At 41.8% G+C, this 17,255-nt stretch carries 18 protein-coding genes and 1 other RNA gene; 11 read left to right on the top strand and 8 right to left on the bottom strand.

Features of this window, described 5'->3' with window-relative positions:
• Nucleotides 1-73 precede the first annotated feature (73 nt).
• Nucleotides 74-256, top strand: a non-coding RNA gene (gene ssrS / locus L1070_RS07880) — 6S RNA.
• Between the two features lie 141 nt (nt 257-397).
• Here the strand turns inward: ssrS and L1070_RS07875 are convergent.
• The 5 genes from L1070_RS07875 to rplU all read right to left on the bottom strand — a co-directional run bounded on the left by L1070_RS07875 (nt 398) and on the right by rplU (nt 3,329).
• On the bottom strand, nt 398-772 hold the full coding sequence (locus L1070_RS07875; RefSeq protein ID WP_237125122.1) for a DUF3718 domain-containing protein: 375 nt from the start codon (nt 770-772) through the stop codon (nt 398-400).
• Between the two features lie 80 nt (nt 773-852).
• On the bottom strand, nt 853-1,344 hold the full coding sequence (gene folA, locus L1070_RS07870; RefSeq protein WP_070985691.1) for a type 3 dihydrofolate reductase: 492 nt from the start codon (nt 1,342-1,344) through the stop codon (nt 853-855).
• Between the two features lie 70 nt (nt 1,345-1,414).
• Entirely contained in the window at nt 1,415-2,572 is a 1,158-nt protein-coding gene (gene cgtA / locus L1070_RS07865; protein WP_237125120.1) for an Obg family GTPase CgtA, read from the bottom strand.
• A gap of 170 nt (nt 2,573-2,742) precedes the next feature.
• The gene (rpmA, locus tag L1070_RS07860; protein ID WP_010383519.1) at nt 2,743-3,000 is read right to left on the bottom strand and encodes a 50S ribosomal protein L27; all 258 of its coding nucleotides are present in this window, start codon (nt 2,998-3,000) and stop codon (nt 2,743-2,745) included.
• 17 nt (nt 3,001-3,017) lie between these two features.
• Complete coding sequence (gene rplU, locus L1070_RS07855; protein WP_070985693.1) at nt 3,018-3,329, bottom strand: 50S ribosomal protein L21; 312 nt, start codon at nt 3,327-3,329, stop codon at nt 3,018-3,020.
• Nucleotides 3,330-3,697: 368 nt separating this feature from the next.
• On the opposite strand from rplU, the gene ispB reads away from it, so the two are divergent.
• Nucleotides 3,698-4,669 (top strand): octaprenyl diphosphate synthase, encoded by a 972-nt coding sequence (gene ispB, locus L1070_RS07850; protein WP_237125119.1) that lies wholly within the window; start codon nt 3,698-3,700, stop codon nt 4,667-4,669.
• Between the two features lie 63 nt (nt 4,670-4,732).
• Here ispB and L1070_RS07845 read toward each other — a convergent pair whose 3' ends face one another.
• Together L1070_RS07845 and mutY are read right to left on the bottom strand one after the other, a co-directional pair.
• Nucleotides 4,733-5,008 carry an oxidative damage protection protein gene (locus L1070_RS07845; protein WP_070985695.1) on the bottom strand — a complete coding sequence of 92 codons (276 nt, stop codon included), beginning with the start codon at nt 5,006-5,008 and terminating at the stop codon, nt 4,733-4,735.
• A 38-nt stretch (nt 5,009-5,046) separates the two neighbouring features.
• Entirely contained in the window at nt 5,047-6,105 is a 1,059-nt protein-coding gene (gene mutY, locus L1070_RS07840) for an A/G-specific adenine glycosylase (RefSeq protein WP_070985696.1), read from the bottom strand.
• 129 nt (nt 6,106-6,234) lie between these two features.
• On the opposite strand from mutY, the gene trmB reads away from it, so the two are divergent.
• From trmB to arcA, 5 genes are all read left to right on the top strand, one after another.
• Nucleotides 6,235-6,960 carry a tRNA (guanosine(46)-N7)-methyltransferase TrmB gene (trmB, locus tag L1070_RS07835; protein WP_237125118.1) on the top strand — a complete coding sequence of 242 codons (726 nt, stop codon included), beginning with the start codon at nt 6,235-6,237 and terminating at the stop codon, nt 6,958-6,960.
• A 59-nt stretch (nt 6,961-7,019) separates the two neighbouring features.
• Nucleotides 7,020-8,054 (top strand): 16S rRNA (guanine(1207)-N(2))-methyltransferase RsmC, encoded by a 1,035-nt coding sequence (rsmC, locus tag L1070_RS07830; protein WP_237125117.1) that lies wholly within the window; start codon nt 7,020-7,022, stop codon nt 8,052-8,054.
• A gap of 240 nt (nt 8,055-8,294) precedes the next feature.
• Nucleotides 8,295-9,914 (top strand): ATP-binding protein, encoded by a 1,620-nt coding sequence (locus tag L1070_RS07825; protein WP_070985698.1) that lies wholly within the window; start codon nt 8,295-8,297, stop codon nt 9,912-9,914.
• The gene (locus tag L1070_RS07820) at nt 9,914-10,429 is read left to right on the top strand and encodes a YfiR family protein (protein WP_070985699.1); all 516 of its coding nucleotides are present in this window, start codon (nt 9,914-9,916) and stop codon (nt 10,427-10,429) included. Before L1070_RS07825 ends, L1070_RS07820 begins: the two co-directional genes overlap by 1 nt.
• A 107-nt stretch (nt 10,430-10,536) precedes the next feature.
• Nucleotides 10,537-11,253: a two-component system response regulator ArcA gene (arcA, locus tag L1070_RS07815; protein WP_070985700.1), complete on the top strand. Its 717-nt coding sequence runs from the start codon at nt 10,537-10,539 to the stop codon at nt 11,251-11,253.
• Between the two features lie 60 nt (nt 11,254-11,313).
• Here the strand turns inward: arcA and arcB are convergent, their stop codons facing one another.
• A complete protein-coding gene (arcB, locus tag L1070_RS07810; RefSeq protein WP_237125116.1) occupies nt 11,314-13,644 on the bottom strand; it encodes an aerobic respiration two-component sensor histidine kinase ArcB in 2,331 nt (776 codons plus the stop codon).
• 211 nt (nt 13,645-13,855) lie between these two features.
• Between arcB and folE2 the strand changes: the two genes are divergently transcribed.
• The 4 genes from folE2 to L1070_RS07790 all read left to right on the top strand — a co-directional run bounded on the left by folE2 (nt 13,856) and on the right by L1070_RS07790 (nt 17,248).
• Nucleotides 13,856-14,776, top strand: coding sequence for a GTP cyclohydrolase FolE2 (gene folE2 / locus L1070_RS07805; RefSeq protein WP_237125115.1), 921 nt, complete (start codon nt 13,856-13,858; stop codon nt 14,774-14,776).
• Between the two features lie 85 nt (nt 14,777-14,861).
• Complete coding sequence (locus L1070_RS07800; RefSeq protein WP_070985702.1) at nt 14,862-15,452, top strand: DUF2726 domain-containing protein; 591 nt, start codon at nt 14,862-14,864, stop codon at nt 15,450-15,452.
• A gap of 124 nt (nt 15,453-15,576) precedes the next feature.
• Nucleotides 15,577-16,284, top strand: coding sequence for a 5'-methylthioadenosine/S-adenosylhomocysteine nucleosidase (gene mtnN, locus L1070_RS07795; RefSeq protein WP_237125114.1), 708 nt, complete (start codon nt 15,577-15,579; stop codon nt 16,282-16,284).
• A 16-nt stretch (nt 16,285-16,300) separates the two neighbouring features.
• A complete protein-coding gene (locus tag L1070_RS07790; protein ID WP_237125113.1) occupies nt 16,301-17,248 on the top strand; it encodes a cobalamin biosynthesis protein in 948 nt (315 codons plus the stop codon).
• The last annotated feature ends 7 nt before the right edge of the window (nt 17,249-17,255 follow it).

Here is a 17,255-nt window from a genome sequence, read left to right as displayed (position 1 = left end):
TAAAAACCAAGCAAACGAACAACATTTTTCGTTTTATGGTTTCGGCCAAGCGTTATGTTTTATATACTGAAGGTGTTCCCTAGCTCGTAGGACAGCAGATTAAGTCCCTGAGCCGATAAATTTTATTTAGGAATGTAGTTTGCTTGCTTTTGCGCAAGCTCGGCATGTACCGAGAAGCCTACGGTGAGCTGTTGCGTTCCGCCTTGAACCTCAGGGTTCAAGGGCTGACATCCGCATCCGCGTCGCCGGGGAACATCTACTTCTCTTATATTCAAAGCACTACTTTCAACAAATCAAAGCTTGTCAATTTCATGCTCCCAGAAAACAAAAAACCCCACTAATGTGAGGCCTTTTTCGCTCTTGTACTTACGATTTGCACACCGTAAGTCAGTTGTAATTAAAGCCCTGCGCGGTCTTTAATTGCAGCGATGATTGGAGAACCGCCGTGACCATTTCCTTCAGCCCAAGCGATATCTGCGCCATCTTCTAATACGCTTTTTGGTAAGTTTTTAACAATAAACTCACCGGTATCTGCTGCGTTGCTCGCAATCGCATGACGCAGTAGGTTGTTACCATTGCACTGTATCGCATCAAATACGTTACGGATTTTAACACGTGAACTTTTCAGTTTTTTACGTAAAGCGCTTTTATCGTCAGCTGCAACATACTCACATAGAGACACCGCTAACTGATCATCAGCACTTGCTTTTTGACTAAATGCTAAAGAAGCTGCACATAAAGAAACAGACACAAGCACAGTAGTTAATTTCATTCCAAACACCCTCTAATACTTTTTTCGTACCCCAAAAAGGATAGTAATTGTACCAAGCTGAACAAAATTTAGCAATAAACTCATAGTTTTTTCTTTAGGGTTACGAACTTATGGTTATGTGGATTACACTCATCTGCACTTAAAGACTGCTCTTCGATGACTTCCCAGTGTCCTGCTTTTGTATAATCAGGAAAGCAGGTATCTCCTGCGACGTCCAAATCAATGAAGGTCAGGTATAGTCGTTCACACATAGGTAAAAACTGCTCATAGATGTTGCCGCCACCAATGATCATGATTTCTTCCGCATCACTAACCAGCTCCAGTGCAGCTTGAGGCGAACTTACCACCTCAACGCCCGATGCAGAATAACTCTCGCTTCGTGTGATCACTATATTACGTCGCCCTGGCAATGGACGCCCTATTGATTCAAATGTTTTTCTACCCATCACAACGGGTTTGTTCAGCGTAACTCTTTTAAAGTGCTTTAGATCAGAGGGCAAATGCCATGGCATTTTATTGTCTTGCCCTATCACTCGGTTGTTCGCCATTGCCGCTATCATGGAAATTATCACATTGAACCTCATCAATAATTTAGTATTAAAAAAGGGCCAAATAGCCCTTAATTACAAAAATATCTGTATTTTATCTTTCGTAGATCACTTCAACATCATAGTCGTCGTCATCCCAATCGTCGTCCCAATCATCATCACTAGCTTCTTTTGTTGCTTGGCGATGATAGGTATCCCACTTAAACTCGACTTCTTCTTGCTCTGCTTCAGCCTCAAATTTGTCTTTTGGCATACTTTCCAGCAATTCCATGATGTCATAACACAGTGCCTGCGTGTTTTGCTTGTTTATAGCAGAAATGCGATACACAGTATCAGCATCCAGCTCACTGGCAATACGCTCACATAACGTTTCAACTTCATCTTCTGGCGCTAGATCAATCTTGTTGAGCACTAACCAACGAGGTTTGTCTGCCAGTTTAGGGCTATATTGATGTAGCTCATTGATGATGGCAAACGCATTATCTACTGGGTCTGTACCATCAACTGGCATCACATCAACAATATGTAACAGTACACGACAACGCTCTAAGTGTTTTAAAAAGCGAATACCTAAACCCGCTCCCTCAGATGCCCCCTCAATAAGCCCAGGGATATCCGCAATCACGAAAGATTTGCCCGACTCAGGTCTCACCACCCCCAAATTAGGGATCAATGTCGTAAAAGGATAATCAGCTACTTTTGGTTTTGCAGCTGATACGCTACGAATAAAGGTTGATTTACCAGCATTAGGCAACCCTAACAAGCCTACATCAGCAAGTAACATTAGCTCCAGCTTCAGATTACGAACCTCACCCGGCGTACCTAAGGTTTTCTGACGTGGTGCTCGGTTTACGCTAGATTTAAAGCGAGTGTTCCCCAAACCATGAAAGCCGCCTTTGGCAACTAATAGCTTTTGCCCATGTTGTGTTAAGTCCCCCAAAGACTCTTCAGTATCAACGTCTGTCACGCGCGTACCTACAGGCACTTTCAAGAATAAATCATTACCCTTTTTACCAGTACAATTACGAGACTGGCCATTTGTGCCACGCTCTGCTCTGTGAAAACGTTCAAATTGATAGTCAACTAGGGTATTCCAGCTTTCATCTGCTAATAGGTATACACTGCCACCATCCCCACCATCACCGCCATCAGGGCCGCCATCAGGGACAAATTTTTCACGACGAAATGACACAATGCCACTGCCGCCATCGCCCGCTTCTGCTCGAATTTCAACTTCATCGACAAACTTCATGGTTACTCTCTTTTGACTGGGGGGATTCTAATACCGAAGTATAATACCTTTACCGCTAAAGCTTTAGTTCTTATTACTTTGCCCAATAAAAACCAATCTTTACTAATAAAGTTATGCTTTTGACAAACAAAAAACCCCGCCGTAGCGGGGTTTTTTCAATCTTTTACCGATTACTCAGCAATGATGCTAACGTATTTACGGTTTAAAGGACCTTTTTGTTCAAAAACAACTTTACCGTCTGCTTTTGCAAAAATTGTGTGGTCTTTACCGATACCTGCGTTAGTGCCAGCGTGGAACTTAGTACCACGTTGACGAACAATGATGTTACCCGCTAATACTGATTCACCACCGAAACGCTTAACACCTAAGCGTTTACTTTCTGAATCACGACCGTTACGAGTACTACCAGCTGCCTTCTTATGTGCCATCTTTCTGTACCTCTAAATTAAGCGCTAATGCCAGTGATTTTAACTTCAGTGAACCACTGACGGTGGCCCATCTGCTTACGAGAATGCTTACGACGTCTAAATTTAACGATCTTAATCTTCTCACCGCGACCATGTGAAACAACCTCAGCTGTTACCTTGCCACCGTTTACGAACGGTGCACCGATCTCGATTTTCTCACCATCAGCAACTAGAAGTACTGAATCGAATTCAACTGCTGCACCAGTTTCAACGTCTAATTTTTCTAGACGAATTGTTTGACCTTCAGTCACACGGTGCTGTTTACCACCACTTTGGAAAACCGCGTACATAATTAACTCCGTCTGTGCGCCCTCAAATCGACGCAACTTAATATTCTTCAATAGGGCGCGAAGTTTACGCTAATGCTTGTCTACAAGCAAGCCTATTTTTGTAGAAAATGAATAAAAAATAACTGCAATGAGGGCGAATCATTATTTTTCGCTAGTTTATCCAAAAATGCCGCTAAACCAAAGCCCTTTTTTACACTTTTTAAGACGATTTTTAAAGCGTTTAAAACAACCGACAAGTTGTCCAAATAATCAACAACATACCAAGATAAGTTATTTTTTTAGCCAGATTTGGACAAAATATCGAGCTAGTTTAAATTTTGTAGTACACTCGCGCTGTATCTCGTAACTTATTTTTGGCTTGGAGCACAATGGATATCAAAACTATCCAGACGTTAATCGAACCTGATATGCTTAACGTCAATCAACTTATTCATGCACAAATGCAATCCGACGTTGCTTTAGTTAATCAACTCGGACTCTACATTGTTAACAGCGGTGGCAAGCGTATTCGCCCTATGCTCACTTTGCTTACAGCCAAAGCTTTAGACTGCCCAAATGACGCACATGTAACACTTGCAACTATTATCGAATTTATCCACACCGCAACCCTTTTGCACGATGATGTAGTGGATGAGTCGTCGCTACGACGTGGCGAACCCACTGCAAATGCTGAATTTGGCAACGCTGCAAGTGTGCTCGTCGGAGACTTTATTTACACTCGCTCATTCCAGCTAATGGTGGGTTTAAACAACATGCAAGTGATGCAAATACTTGCTGATGCCACCAATGTTATCGCGGAAGGGGAAGTACTGCAGTTAATGAATTGCAACGACCCTGATACCAGTGAAAAAAGTTATATGCAGGTTATCTACAGCAAAACAGCTAAGTTATTCGAGGCGGCAACAATGTTACCAGCTGTGGTTTTAGGGCACCCTCATGATGTACAAGAAGCACTGAAATTATATGGCATGCACTTAGGGACTGCTTTTCAACTTGTAGATGATGTACTGGATTACAGCGCAAATGCGCAGCAAATGGGTAAAAACCTAGGTGATGACCTTGCTGAAGGAAAGCCAACACTGCCTCTTATTTATGCCATGCAGCATGGTTCTGAGAAACAAGTAGCCCAGATCAGAGAAGCGATTGAAACAGGTAATGGCATGGCCTATCTGGAAGATATTCTTACAACGCTTGAGCAAACTAAAGCATTAGAGTTTGCAATGGAAAAAGCCAAGAATGAAGCTCAAAAAGCGATCAGCTACCTTGCATTTTTACCTGAGTCGCCATACAAGCAGGCTTTAATAGCATTGGCTGAATTGTCAGTTGCAAGAGATCACTAAGAATTACAAATTGAATCAAAAAAGGCCGCATGTAGCGGCCCTTATATGTTCTCGTCATTGTGACTACTTTTGCTCAGGTGGACGATAACCTTCAATTTCTACTTCTTTATTTTCAAACAAGAACCCTACCATTTGCTCCTCAAGTAGCGCTCTGTGCTCTGGATCCATCATGTTTAGATGCTTTTCGTTAATCAGCATAGTTTGCTTATGCTGCCATTGCTGCCAAGCTTCTTTTGAAATATTGTTAAAAATCTTTTCGCCGATTTCACCTGGATACAATTGAAAATCTAAACCAGGTGCCTCTTTTTGTAGCTTTTGACAAAAAACAGTACGTGCCATAACTTTTCCACATCAAATTATAATTTAATATCGATAGTCTAACTCATCGCGCCTAGGACTTTAACCAACTTTTTCGTAGGAGCAGCCAAACCAACTTCAGCATGGTCATCTAAGTCATACCAAATAATTGCTTGCTCATGGGCAAAATCAGGGATCGTTGCCAGCTTAAATACCAATGGGTGAATGGTTAATTCAAAGTGAGTAAAAATATGAATAAATGATTGCAGCGAATGTAATTGCCCTTGTAATCCATGCTGAGCGATAAACTGCTCGGCCTGCTCAATCGTCTGAAACTCAAAAAAACCAAACAGCCCGCCCCAAATACCTGTGCTGGGCCTTTTCTCCATCAATAGTTTGTTTTGGGCATTGATGATTAAATGATATGCCTGCCTTTTAGGTTTGTCTTTTTTCGGCTTTGGGTTTGGAAATGCTTTAACCTGATTATGCTTATTGGCTAAACACTGCTCCGATAACGGACAAGCTGCACAATTAAAATTACTTCTTGAGCAGAGGCTCGCACCTAGGTCCATCATCGCTTGGTTAAATTCAGTGACATTATTTTTGGGCGTGAGAGCATCACTTAGCGCCCAAAGCTGCTTTTCTACGCCTTTGACACCATACCAGCCCTCAACCATGAAAAACCGTGCTAATACTCGCTTGACGTTGCCATCTAAAATTGGGTGATGTTGGCCTAGCGCTAAAGACAAAATAGCGCCAGCTGTAGAGCGGCCAATTCCGGGCAACGCCATAACCTGCTCCAAAGTTTGTGGGAACTGTCCGTTAAACTCGTTTGCCACTATTTTTGCCGTTTTATGCAGGTTCCTAGCTCTCGCGTAGTAGCCAAGTCCAGTCCAGTGATGTAGCACTTCATCTTCTGGAGCCTCAGCCAAGGCTTCAATGCTAGGAAAGCGCGCCATAAAACGCTCAAAGTAAGGGATGACAGTGACAACCTGAGTTTGTTGTAACATAACTTCTGAGATCCACACTTTGTAAGGTGTTTTACCTAACTGCCATGGTAAAGTCTTACGTCCATGTAGGTGATACCAATTGACGACCTGCTCGGCGAACCATTGCGCCTGCTCACTAGATACCTGCATTAACCACACTATTTATTGATTTATTACTAGGGCGCCAGTGTATGGTGCTTTTAAAAACAGTCAAGCTATTGTACTTGAGCCAATGAATAGGGATAATATGCGCCCGTTTTTTACACCGCAGAAATGATTATGAGTGAATCGAGCAAAACCGCGCTGGAACAAGCACAGCAAGAAGGTAAATACATCCGCAAAGTACGCAGCTTTGTAAAACGTGAAGGCCGTTTAACCAAAGGACAACATGCTGCGATTGAAAAGTGCTGGCCAACTATGGGCTTAGAGCACAGTCAAGGAATGCTCGATTTCTCAAAAGTGTTTGATAATGACAACGATGTAGTGCTAGAAATCGGTTTCGGTATGGGTAAGTCGCTGGTCGAAATGGCCAAGAATGCACCAAACCTTAACTTTATTGGAATTGAAGTACACCGCCCAGGTGTAGGCGCTTGTTTGATGGACGCCGATGAACATCAAGTAACAAACTTACGTGTATTTGAGCACGATGCAGTTGAAGTGCTTGCTGATTGTATTGCGGATGGAAGTTTAACAACAATGCAGCTTTTCTTCCCCGACCCTTGGCATAAAAAGCGCCACCATAAGCGCCGTATCGTACAATCTGAGTTCGTCGAGAGTCTTAGGAAAAAGCTAAAAATCGGTGGTATTTTTCATATGGCCACTGATTGGGAAAACTACGCTGAACATATGCTAGAAGTGATGCAAGCAGCACCTGGTTATGAAAATATCTCAGCGACGAACGATTATGTTCCACGTCCAGACAACCGCCCTCTTACTAAGTTTGAACAACGTGGTCACAGGCTTGGTCACGGAGTTTGGGACCTGATGTTTAAGCGCGTTGAATAATCTGTAAGGTGTTTAAAAAACTAACAGGGCCCAATTAAGGCCCTTTAATATGAGTGATTATGAGTAAGTTAACAAACCCCAGTCTGTTGCTCCTTCGCAACGAAGAAGAATTACATGGCAACAACATTTTGGTCATCAATACAAACCGAGATGGCTTTTTAGCTGAGTTAACCGAGCTAAATCCCACAGCCACGATCAGCGCCTTTAGCTATAATGTGGCGGATCATAATGACTCCAGCAAATATCCAAATATTAATAGTTATGTGGATCATAGCTTGCCCCAACTCGCCGATTTGGATTTGATTATTTACTACTATCCAAAATCTAAACCAGAAGCTTTAATGATGCTTGATAACATTAGAGCAATAGCCAGTGCTAACACACGCTTGTTGGTAGTTGGTGATAATAAAGGTGGCGTTAAATCGGTTGAAAAGCAACTCAAGCCTTTCGCTTTGCAGTTTTATAAACTTGAAAGTGCCAAACATTGCGTACTATATGAGTTTTCCGAACTTACAGTTAACCCAAGCTTCGATATAAAACAATATCACAGCACATTCAGTGTAAACGTCGCCAACAAAACCTTCAATGTGGTGAGTGTACCGGGTGTATTTAACCACGGTAAACTTGATGTGGGCACAGAACTGTTACTTGAAAACATCCCTGTGCCATATAAAGGCAAGGTGCTAGATTTTGGGTGTGGCGCAGGCATCATTGCGACTTTCTTAGGTTCGCAACAAAGTGAGCTGAGGCTTTTTTGCTCCGATGTTAGTGCACTAGCTATATATGCTACGCAACAAACCCTTGCTCTTAACAACTTAGCCGCGGATTGTATTCTCAGTGATGGTTTACAAGAGGTGAGTGGTCAATTCAACCTGATTATCAGCAATCCACCATTTCACACAGGAATTGCGACAGATTATGGTATTGCCGAACGCTTTTTAGAACAAACCAAAGGGTTTCTGAAACCAAGCGGACAGATACAAATTGTTGCTAATAACTTTTTAAAGTACCCGCCAATTCTTGAACAACAATTTGGTCAATTCACTATTCTTGCCAAAAACACTAAATTCACGGTTTACCAAGCTAAAAAGTGATCCTACTGCCACAATTGCAGACTTTTTAAGCGCGCATATTGGATAAAATAACATGCAAAGTCAGTGATTTTTTTGTTATTTTATTCAATCTCTTTGCTACACTAGAATGTAGTTCATACCGTTCGACTCTTTTTCGCGCCAAATAAAGCTAATTTGAGTGACTTGCGCGCCCAAACGCTTTATGAGTTGCCAAAAGTATAACGAATTAGTATTTGGTAACTGGCTGAATTAAGGCTGATAATGACAAAGCAGGCATCAAAAACAAGTATAAGGAAAGTTTTAATTAGTGCAGTAATGCTCGTTACAGCTCTGTGCCTGTCTTTATCCATTTCAATCTCTACTTACCTTGATATCAAAGAACAAAGAAAGTTGATCATCAACAAGCTTGATATGATTGCTGAGATAGTCTCGTTTAATGCACAAATCACACTGATTTTTGAAGATCGAAAAACCGAAGAAAAACGCTTAAAATCGTTTAAAAGGGTCGAACTAGTTAAAAATATACATATCTATGATATCGATGACGTAACGAATAAACCGGTATTTTTTACCAGCTATAATGCTTCGAAAACGCCCCCTGTACCACTAAAGGTTAATAGCATTGAGCAGCTGCAAGAGCCTAGAATAACCGAAGACTATATCGAACTCATCAAGCCTGTGATTTATGAAGATAAAATTGAAGGTTATGTTTATATTCGCGGTGGTTTGGAACGTTTGAATGAATATATCAATACTAAGATATTAGTTGATATCACTTTGACTTTGTTTGTGTTGTTATTAGTGCTACTGGTTGCAAGAGGTATTCAAAGACGCATCGCACGACCCATTGAAGAGCTTTCGATTTTGCTGCAAGATGTATCAAAAAATCATAATTACAGCACCAGAGCTTCAAATAGCCACATAGAAGAGATCAACATTCTGGCAAGCAGCTTAAATGTGATGCTAACTCGAACACAGAACCAGTTAGAACGGCATCAAGCAGACAAGCTCGAAATAAAAAAGTTAAACCAGAGCCTAGAAGAAAAAGTAAATCAACGGACTATTGCACTGCGTGAAGCAAATCAAGAGCTGCTAAATACATTAGAGCGGATGCATCAGTATCAAAACCAAATTGTCGAAAACGAAAAAATGGCATCTTTAGGCCAGATGGTTGCAGGTGTAGCACATGAAGTTAACACACCAATCGGGTTAGGTGTCACCGGCTCAACCCTATTACGCGATAAACTAGCAGACATAAAATCCGCCTTTGAGCAAAAGAACCTTACTTCTAAACAGCTTGAGCGCTTCATAAATGATGGCATTGAAAACCTCGATTTAATCTACAGAAACTTAAACCGAGCCGCTGATTTAATTTCTAGCTTCAAACGTGTTGCTGTTAGTCAGGATCTGGAGCTGAGTTCCGATGTTAATGTTGCGATCTTATTAGGCAACATTATCAAAGCGATGAAGCCGGATCTGGTCGCCAAGAATCCCACTATAAATATTGATTGCCAAGAAGACTTAGTAATCAGTAGTAAAGCGGGGCCACTACAGCAAATATTTGAACAACTGATATCTAACTCTTTGCTACATGGCTTCAGCAGCGCCGAAGGCAATGTCATTGACATAAAGATAGCCAAAGATCACAACCAACTGACCGTCGAATACAGTGATAACGGCTGTGGCGTATCCAGCTCCATCAAAAAGCGGATCTTTGATCCCTTTGTCACAACACGACGTGGCGAAGGTGGTAGCGGCTTAGGTATGCATTTGGTGTATAACCTCATTACTCAGGCATTACATGGCAACATCTCACTTGATGAAAGCACTAAGACAGGTGCTCGGTTTATTCTCACACTACCATTAGGTGAGGTAAATTAATGCGCTTACTGATATTGATTTTATTAATTATTCCATTTTTATCTAGTGCAAAATCACCTGATCAGGTACGTTCGGCATTCTTGTACCAGATGGCTAAATTTATTGAATTTCCTAATCAGCAGACAAAAGTGTCTACGCGATTTTGTTTTCTAAATATAGATAACGGACCGGGGTTAATTCTAGCAGGAAACCGTAGTTTAAAAATTAGAAACTTACCAATAGAAATAATACAAATAAAAAAGCCGAGCAATTTAGGGGAACTTTCTGAGCAGTGTGATATCACATACATTGATGAAAGTAATGAAGATGATATACTTACCGCTTGGGCCGATACAACCCCGCTTAATACGGTGTTTGTGGGAGAAAGCATAGAGTTTCTCGAAGGTGGTGGAGTCGCATCTTTGGTCCAGGAAGGGAGTAAAATACGGCTGTATATTAATAAGCAACAAGTTTCGCAACATAATTTTAAAGTGTTATCAAGACTGCTTGCAGTTTCTAAGTTTCATCCTAATTAATTTTACTTGTTAACAATTAGATATACTCCTATAATCGTAAATATTCGGTTTTATTAGATAGTACCGAATTTCATGTAAATAATATATTCCGAAAAGGTTAATTAATAATGCAAACGCCAGTCATTCTGATTGTAGAGGATGAAGACGTAACTCGCCTGAACCTCGTTAGTTTATTTGAAGCGGAAGGTTACAAAGTAATTGAAGCCATAGATGGCGATGACATGCATGACAAACTGACAACGCATGACGACGTCAACCTTGTTGTTATGGACATCAATCTTCCGGGTAAAAACGGTTTGATTCTCGCTCGTGAATTACGCCAAAAAAGAAATATAGGCCTAATTTTCTTAACAGGCCGTGACAACGATGTCGATCGTATTCTTGGCTTAGAAATTGGTGCTGATGACTACATCACAAAGCCATTCAACCCTCGTGAGTTAACTATTCGTGCACGCAACCTGATTTCAAGAACAGGTTCTTCTAGTGAAGAGTCGTCACTAGATAGTAATGGAGTTATCACGTTCAACGGATGGGAGCTAGACGAAAATAGTCGTTGCCTTACTTCTCCAGCTGGCGAAGCAAAACGCTTGCCTAAAGGTGAATACCGCGCACTACGTCTAATGCTTGATTCACCTGGTCGTATTTTTAGTCGCGAGCAGTTAATTAAGCACATGACAGGACGAGAGCTTCGCGCCAATGACCGTACTGTAGATGTAACAATTCGTCGTATCAGAAAGCATTTTGAAAGCGACAGTAACACTTCTGAACTGATCAGCACCATTCATGGTGAAGGCTATCGCTTTATAGGGAAGATTGATAGCTAAAGAACAGTGGTTTCAGGGAGTTTTGCAATTATTGAGTAAGGGGCCCATAGCCCCTTATTTTTATGCTTCACTTCGGTTAGCCAGCATTTCAATAACTTGCTCTAACAGGGATTGCCCTAGCACAATTTTATCTTCCAATTGCTCAATCCACATGTTGAGCACCTCATTATCAACTTGCTCTGCATCCAATTCCATTTTCTTGGCGTGTAATTGTACTTGATTTAAACCCACGGAGCCTGCTGCACCTTTTAACTTGTGTGCAACCGATGCGTATTCATCAATATCGTTGTTGTCCAGAGCTTCACGCAGTTCCGTGCAGTACTTAGGATTAAGAGTTTTAAACAATCGCGCGCTGCGCTTAAACGCATCAACCCCCATTGAATCCATAAAATCCGTTATCGTCTCGATATCTAGCTCATGCTGTTGCTGCTGACTAAAAGTTACTTCATCTGGGTGTGTTTTAGCGCTGTTTAGCTTGGCATCAATACCAAATAAGTCTGCTAGCATGCGATCTAGACGAGTGGTATTGATAGGTTTTGCCAACGCCCCCTGTATGCTTATACCTTCGAGCTCTTGTTCAGCGCTGCGCACATTCGCTGTTAATGCAACAATTGGAAGGTCATCATAATGGCTATCTGCGCGAATTTCCTTTGCAACCTGATCTCCGTTAATATCCGGCAACTGCATATCTAGCAGTATCAAATCTAGGTCATCTTCCGTTGCGACCAAAGATAACGCGTCTTCACCGGTCTCTGCCCAAATAACCTCATGCCCCCTTTGCTCTAACAGGTTCGTAGCAATTTCAGCATTCAGTGGTACATCTTCAACTAACAAAATGTACAAGCTTCGTCCTGCGTAACTTTGCTGCTTTGGCGCACTGCAAAGCGTTAACGGAATATCTACATCAAAACGACTTCCCTGCCCTTCTATGCTGCTGACTCTGATTTGACCTTTCATGGCCAACACGAGCGCTTTAGTAACCGCTAAGCCAATGCCTGAACCAATTGCGTTCGCACCCGTCAGATCTGGGGCTTTATAATACATGTCAAAAATGCGTTCTTGTTGATCACTTGGAATGCCTAAACCAGTATCGATTACACTGATTGCCAACCAAGGCCCCGTTTCTCTGTTTTCACGTCGGCATTCCAATGTCACGCCACCGCGGTGGGTAAATTTGACGGCGTTATTGATAAGATTCCAAAGCACCTGACGCAAGCGCGTTGGATCAAGCAACGCATAGACATCTAACATGCCTGAACGATTGATAGTAAAATCGAGACCCTTTTGATCTGCTATCAAACCCGCAAAGTTAACCACATCGTTTATAAAATCAGACACATTGATACTGTCTGTTGCTATATCTAGCTGCTCTCTATCTATTTTATCTAAATCTATAATATCGTTAAAAATATTACCAAGCGTTTCAGCACTTGAAAAAATGGTATTACACCAGCTCTTTTGCTGCTGAGACAACTCGGTATCTAATAGCATGCGGGTTAACCCTACAATCCCATTTAATGGCGTTCGCAGTTCATGACTTAATGTTGCGATAAACTTGCCTTTGTCTTTATAAGCAGTTTCAAGCGCTTGTTCTGCTTCTTTACGACTGGTGATATCACGGCCGAATGCCAGTAGGCCGATATACTTTCCATCGTCATTGATAAATGGCAGCTTGCGCATTTCAAACCAGCGATTTTCATCATTGACGGGATATTCAACATCTAGGGTAATTGGCTTGTGAGTTGTTGAAACTTCTGTATCGGTTCGCAATACTTCAGGCAAAAAGTTTTGCGGATAAATTTGTTCAACGGAGCGGCCAATCAATTCTTCACTGGGTTTACCTATCACCAACTCGAACATCTTGTTGCAACCAGCAAATACGCCATTTTCGTCTCGGTAATAGAATAAGTCAGGTGAGGAGTCAACAATCGAGCGCAGTAACATGCCCTGCTGAGCAAGTTCTTGTTGTGTCTTCTTACGTTCTGCTATTTCTTTTCGGAGTTCTTCAATCGCTCGATGCTTGGCGTGCAGCGCCATTTTACGCTCATCGATCTCATTATTTAAGCGGTTGATGTTATCTTTTAGGGTTTGGTTAAGTAATTTTTCTTGCTTGGTTGCTGACTCAAGGTAGGTTTTTGAGTCTTCTAATTGCCGCATTGCATGGATCAATATCGAGATCAGCACGGGTGACGTCACGGCAGAAAAAAACATCACCGCTAGAACATCAACAATTTTTATCTCGCCTAATGCAACGTAATAAAACATACATGACAAGATCAGCGCTATCAATAAGATGAATATAAAACACAAGAAGCTCGCTGGCTTTGCACCATATTTATTAACTAAGTTAGCTAACACGCGGGCCCAAGGGCCAAAAGAAGAATCTATCATAGTCACCATATACCCCATTCACTCGCACATTATACGCAAGCAACACCAAGATGCGAACTATCCTTTTTATTAAAATCTGTGCAATATGAACTGTAATATCTTTTGCACATTTTCACTTTTTCTACCGCTTAAGAGCAATTCTTATAGGGGCAACCCGTTCGATTATAGTGTAATATGCACGCTTTTAATCGTCGTGACTATGAGGGTTTAGATGCAAACCATAATGCCAGATATTGCTGATACCGCCGAAGCCTTGCAAACCGGCACCTTAAATTGGGTCGGTATGGGTAATATTGAACTACCTTTATTATTTGCCAGCAAGGGATTAAACGATATCACTGTCACTGCTAAAGCCGATGCATTTGTTAATTTACAAAACGAGCAGGCAAAAGGCATTCATATGTCTCGCTTATTTTTGGCTTTGGATACCTTATCTTGTGAGCAAACTTTAACACCTCAAACCTTAAAACAAGTACTTGATAGCTTCGTAAGTAGCCATGAAGGGCTGAGTAACGCCGCAAAAGTGGTACTGACTTTTGAGTTACCATTACGCCGCTCATCTTTGCTCAGTCAAAAACAAGGCTGGAAAAGTTACCCTGTTACCGTTACTGGCACAGTTCAAGATGGCCAATTTCAGTTGGAAGTTGCACTTGATGTAACCTACTCATCTACCTGCCCGTGCTCAGCGGCGCTTGCCAGACAGCTGATCCAACAAGCATTCAGTGAGCAGTTTTCTAAACAATCACTTAGCTTTGATCAAGTTCACCAGTGGCTGGGCAGCACTGAAGGTATTGTTGCAACACCACACTCTCAGCGCAGTATTGCCAATATCAAAGTGAAGCTTGCATCAGACAGTCAAGAGTTTGACATTTTAGCTTTGATAAATAGCGTCGAACATGAATTGAAAACGCCTGTTCAAGCAGCGGTTAAAAGAGAAGATGAACAAGAGTTTGCAAGACTTAACGGACAAAACTTAATGTTTTGTGAAGATGCAGCGAGGAAACTCAAAGCACTATTCGAGGCGTCTCATTATCTAGACTATTATATCAAGATTAATCACTATGAATCTTTACATGCGCACGACGCTGTGGCTTATGCTGTTAAAGGTTTATCTCATGGTTATCAAGTTTAGAAAATAAATACATAAAGCACTCCTAAACAGGCATGACATTTGCTTATTAACTGTAAATTGTCAAATTGTTGTTGTGGAGTGTTTTATGGAATTTGCTTTATTATCAATATTAGCACTTGTTGTTGTCGCCTCTGTCGTTGCGGCAAAATATACCGATACAGGTGGTAACCCTTACCCATTTAATAAAAAAGATTCTGTTTTTAGCACCGTAGAGGCTTCTTTTCTAACTTTGCTGGAAAGAGCCGTGGGTGATCGATTCAAAATTGTCAGTCGAGTAAAGTTAATTGACTTAATTGAATGCAAGCCCGGCCTTTCTGATAAAGCTCGTCGTGCCGCATTAATCAAAGCTAAAAACAAGCAGCTTGATTATGTGTTGGTTGATAAAGATACACTCAAAATTATGGCCGCTGTTGATTTAGTTAATAATGCCAATAAAAGCGGACACAAAGCGCAGCGCGACTGGTTTGTTAGTGGCGCGCTAGAATCTGCTGGCATTCCTCATATTCGGATGAAAGTTAAAGCAGGCTATAAGTCTTCAGAAGTGCGTAGCGCAATTTTATTTAAACTAGGTAAAAATGCTCAAGCGCCCAAACCACTTCGTAACAGAACAGAAAAGCCAGCCGTACTGTCACCTTCTCAAGCCAAGGCACACTCAACCCAATTAGCAGAAATATAAAACATCAAAGACATTAAAAAGCGAGCCTACGGCTCGCTTTTTAATGTCTTGCGTTAAGGTTGAAATTCGCATTTGTGGCGTGCTCAGGTATACTATGACGCAAATTTTCTGAGGAATACTTATCATGAATATTGGTATTATTGGCGCAATGGAGCCTGAAGTTGCGATCCTACGTGAAGCCATTCAAAACAAGCAGCAAATGAGTAAAGGTGGCTTTACTTTTTACACAGGTGATCTTGCAGGTCACACGGTAACTTTAGTGCAATCAGGCATCGGTAAGGTTGCTGCAACTGTTGCAACTACACTGCTGATTGACAACTTTAAACCAGATTGCGTTATCAATACCGGCTCTGCTGGCGGTTTTGAACCTAGTTTAAACGTTGGCGATGTGGTTATCTCAGATGAAGTGAAACACCATGACGTTGATGTAACCGCGTTTGGCTATGAAATCGGTCAGGTCCCGCAAATGCCTGCAGGATTTAAGGCACACCCTACGCTTATCGAAGCGGCCAAGCAGAGTGTTGCTAGCCTTGCTGATACGCAAACCATGACGGGCTTAATTTGTACGGGTGATTCATTTATGTGTGATCCGGTGCGAATTGACAAAGCGCGTGCTGATTTCCCAACGATGTTGGCTGTAGAAATGGAAGGCGCTGCGATTGCACAAGCATGCCATGTACTCGATACTCCTTTTGTCGTTATTCGCTCTCTCTCTGATATCGCGGGTAAAGAGTCACCACAGTCATTTGAAGAATACCTCGAAGTTGCGTCGATTAATTCTTCAAAGCTAGTCACCGCACTACTTGAAAAGTTAACTAACGTCACGCTTTAAGATGATGCTAGAACTCATGCAAGCCCACCAGGGCTTGCTGATATTCATACTTTCACTCAGTGCAGCACACCTGTTACCGCTGCAACGAAGTTACCACCCCAATACGATTTTTTTATTGGTTTTTAAGGGTATTGCCCAAAGAGTTTACCAACGTCAGGCATCAACAAGCTATCTTGCCTTCAGTGGCACACTTGCCTTTGTATTGCCAATATTGACCATTGTTATTTTATGCCTTTTACTGTCGCAGTTTGCCTATTATCCAAACTGGCTTGGTGGTCTTGTGCTTTACCTATGTTTAGATACCAGTATCACCATCCGTGCTAAGCGCATCGCAACCTTACTCAAGCAAGGTCAAAAATCCACCGCTAGACAGCTTTTACAATCCGTTGTGGCGCGAGACGTGGCTAAATTATCAAAAGTAGGTATTGCCAAAGCGTGTATTGATAGTACGAGCTTGCGCACTGTCAGGCATTATTATCTCATCATTATATTCTATTTATTACTTGGCCCAATTGCCGCGCTGAGCTACAAGCTACTACTGCTTTGTGACCACGCTTGGCGTGACAGTATCAAACCAAACAGCCGATTTATTACACCGCTCAAACAGACAATTTACGTCATTGAGTGGCTGCCTTTAAGAACGTTTATCACGCTTATGGCGCTATCACTCAATGGTAAAAAAGTCGCGCATTACATCAAACACTATGCGAGGTACTTTTATCAGCGAAACAGCGGTTGGATCTTGGCTTTGTTTGCAGCCAACTTAAGAGTCCAGCTGGGCGGACCCTGTTTTTACCTTGAGCAGCGCTTTGAGAAAATGCGCCTCGGCGTCGAGCGTCATCCAGAACCTGAAGACATAGATGCTCTACTTAGCTTACTAAAGCGTATTCGAACCTTCTTTTTATTGTTGATTGCGCTATCGTGGCTTGCCTATACGCTATCAGCAACCGCCTTAAGGTTTTAACGCTCAT

Source organism: Pseudoalteromonas sp. MMG022 (assembly GCF_021654245.1).
Taxonomy (GTDB): Bacteria; Pseudomonadota; Gammaproteobacteria; order Enterobacterales; family Alteromonadaceae; genus Pseudoalteromonas; species Pseudoalteromonas amylolytica.
Note: the sequence above shows the minus strand (reverse complement) of the source record. Positions and strands in the feature narration are given on the sequence as shown.

Excerpts from the sequence above, each read along its gene's own strand:
- L1070_RS07820 (WP_070985699.1), top strand. The coding sequence starts at position 9,914 with ATGCGCTTACTGATATTGATTTTATTAATTATTCCATTTTTATCTAGT.
- L1070_RS07790 (WP_237125113.1), top strand. The coding sequence starts at position 16,301 with ATGCAAGCCCACCAGGGCTTGCTGATATTCATACTTTCACTCAGTGCA.
- rpmA (WP_010383519.1), bottom strand. The coding sequence starts at position 3,000 with ATGGCACATAAGAAGGCAGCTGGTAGTACTCGTAACGGTCGTGATTCA.
- L1070_RS07875 (WP_237125122.1), bottom strand. The coding sequence starts at position 772 with ATGAAATTAACTACTGTGCTTGTGTCTGTTTCTTTATGTGCAGCTTCT.
- trmB (WP_237125118.1), top strand. The coding sequence starts at position 6,235 with ATGAGTGAATCGAGCAAAACCGCGCTGGAACAAGCACAGCAAGAAGGT.
- L1070_RS07845 (WP_070985695.1), bottom strand. The coding sequence starts at position 5,008 with ATGGCACGTACTGTTTTTTGTCAAAAGCTACAAAAAGAGGCACCTGGT.
- ispB (WP_237125119.1), top strand. The coding sequence starts at position 3,698 with ATGGATATCAAAACTATCCAGACGTTAATCGAACCTGATATGCTTAAC.
- rsmC (WP_237125117.1), top strand. The coding sequence starts at position 7,020 with ATGAGTAAGTTAACAAACCCCAGTCTGTTGCTCCTTCGCAACGAAGAA.
- L1070_RS07825 (WP_070985698.1), top strand. The coding sequence starts at position 8,295 with ATGACAAAGCAGGCATCAAAAACAAGTATAAGGAAAGTTTTAATTAGT.
- rplU (WP_070985693.1), bottom strand. The coding sequence starts at position 3,329 with ATGTACGCGGTTTTCCAAAGTGGTGGTAAACAGCACCGTGTGACTGAA.
- arcA (WP_070985700.1), top strand. The coding sequence starts at position 10,537 with ATGCAAACGCCAGTCATTCTGATTGTAGAGGATGAAGACGTAACTCGC.
- mtnN (WP_237125114.1), top strand. The coding sequence starts at position 15,577 with ATGAATATTGGTATTATTGGCGCAATGGAGCCTGAAGTTGCGATCCTA.
- folE2 (WP_237125115.1), top strand. The coding sequence starts at position 13,856 with ATGCAAACCATAATGCCAGATATTGCTGATACCGCCGAAGCCTTGCAA.
- arcB (WP_237125116.1), bottom strand. The coding sequence starts at position 13,644 with ATGATAGATTCTTCTTTTGGCCCTTGGGCCCGCGTGTTAGCTAACTTA.
- mutY (WP_070985696.1), bottom strand. The coding sequence starts at position 6,105 with ATGCAGGTATCTAGTGAGCAGGCGCAATGGTTCGCCGAGCAGGTCGTC.
- cgtA (WP_237125120.1), bottom strand. The coding sequence starts at position 2,572 with ATGAAGTTTGTCGATGAAGTTGAAATTCGAGCAGAAGCGGGCGATGGC.
- L1070_RS07800 (WP_070985702.1), top strand. The coding sequence starts at position 14,862 with ATGGAATTTGCTTTATTATCAATATTAGCACTTGTTGTTGTCGCCTCT.